The sequence below is a fragment of the Pseudomonas sp. LPH60 genome (assembly GCF_030718165.1).
Lineage (GTDB): Bacteria > Pseudomonadota > Gammaproteobacteria > Pseudomonadales > Pseudomonadaceae > Aquipseudomonas > Aquipseudomonas danubii.
Genome location: NZ_JAVAJH010000027.1, coordinates 1 through 1,713 on the forward strand (window position 1 = coordinate 1; position 1,713 = coordinate 1,713).

2 protein-coding genes and 1 pseudogene are annotated in these 1,713 nt (G+C 55.2%); all 3 read left to right on the plus strand.

Annotation, left to right across the window (positions count from 1 at the left end):
- Window positions 1-561, plus strand: a pseudogene (locus tag Q8O96_RS31060) (DUF2345 domain-containing protein); the annotation flags it as partial.
- A 3-nt stretch (window positions 562-564) separates the two neighbouring features.
- Window positions 565-1,059: a hypothetical protein gene (locus Q8O96_RS31065; protein WP_305950125.1), complete on the plus strand. Its 495-nt coding sequence runs from the start codon at window positions 565-567 to the stop codon at window positions 1,057-1,059.
- 171 nt (window positions 1,060-1,230) lie between these two features.
- On the plus strand, window positions 1,231-1,713 hold a 483-nt coding region (locus Q8O96_RS31070), incomplete at its 3' end, for a hypothetical protein (protein WP_305950126.1).

The following is a 1,713-nucleotide window of genomic DNA, read 5'->3' on the forward strand; positions in this document are numbered from 1 at the left end:
TGCAAGCAAGCAGCACGTGCTGGTGTCTGCCAAGGAGCACATCACCCTGATGTGCGGCGGGGCCTACCTGACGCTCAAGGGCGGCAATATCGAGCTGGGCATGCCGGGGGAGTTCACGGTCAAGGCGGCCAAGCACAGCCTCGTGGGCGGGGCCAGTCTTGCGGCGCAGTTGCCGAACTTCAACGTGGGCGATACCCAGCGGCGCTTCATGCTCAAACAGATCGATGGTCAGTCGGCCATGCCCAACGTGCCCTACACGATCACCCTGGCCAATGGCGAAATCGTCGAAGGCGTGACCGATGCGCAAGGCGCAACGCAGCTGCTGCAGAAAGATGCCATGAGTATTGCCAAGGTGAGCATGAAGCGTTCGAGCAAGCAAAGCGGTTCCTGATAGGAGACCAGTACATGTATGAGGTGCAGCCGAGGAAGAGGCTCAAGGACTACAACATCAAGCAGCAAGGAGACATTGTGCGTGATTACTACCGAGGTCTGGATTCTGGAAACACTCAGCTCCTGACGAAGCTCAAGCCTGTATTGAGCAACTTTCCGGCGGGGTACTGAAGCATGAAGGGCCTGCTGTTTGCTGTGTCCTGTGGGGTTCTGCTGATGCCATGGCCAACATGGGCCGTGTCCAAACGTCCTCCGGAAACTCCAGTGACGATCAATTCCGGTCGTCCAATAGCGGACCTTCGACCTCTGTTGGCGGACACCAACAACCTGGAGATCACCCATGTGCTTCTCTGCCGTCGGACCGCCAGCAAGTGTTACGAAACGCTCTGGGATATTGATCTTCCTGATGGCTGGATTCAGCCGCAAATAGAGTTGTTGGGCGACTACCCCGGTGCTTTGGTCAGAACGCAGAACCGCAGAGCGCTACAGCCGGGGGGTAGTTACAACCTCAATATTCATTTCAAGGAGCGCGGTCGTTGGCATAAACAAACAGTATCCAGCACCTTTTTGGAGTTTTGTCTGATAGACGAAGGGGAGGGGGTAAAAGTCCAGGAATCGGCGCTTTGCCTGGCTCGAAGAAATGCCGAAGAGCGGCAATCACTGCCCTGAATCGATGGGGTGTAGCCCGTAATCTGGATGCTTGCTGTTCATGCCTCAATGAGGATAAGCACGATCAAAGATGAGCTGCAGATGAGGGCTGCCGACGTCGGCCAAAGGGGCAACTGAGTCCTTGGCAAAAATCGAATTCACATTGAAAAAACTGCGTCAGGGTACCAAGTCATGAAGTCTGATATATCGCCTTTATTCCTGTTGATCGCCCTGATCGCAACCTCTGTCCAGGCCGTTTCCAGAATGCCGCCAGCGACCCCAGTCTTGATCAGGGATAACCAGCCTGTCGTTGATCTGCGTCTCCTGTTGGCTGAAACCAACAATCTAGAAATTACGCATGTGCTTCTCTGCCGCCTTGGCGCTCAGCGTTGCGATGAAACGATATGGGACATTGCGCTCCCCGCTGGTTGGCAGCAGCCGGATCTCACCTTGTTTGGCAACTACCCGGGAGCAACCGTAAGGGTTCTCAGACATGAGGCTTTACAACCAGGAGGCAGTTACAACCTGTTCATTCATTTCAACGAGCGGAGCCGACTGCACCAGCAGACGGTCGACAACACCGTTACCGAGTTTTGCCTGGAAGAAAAATCTGACGCCTTGCGCGTCCTGACCCGCGCAGATTGTCGGGCTCGAAGGATCGCAGCGCAACATCAG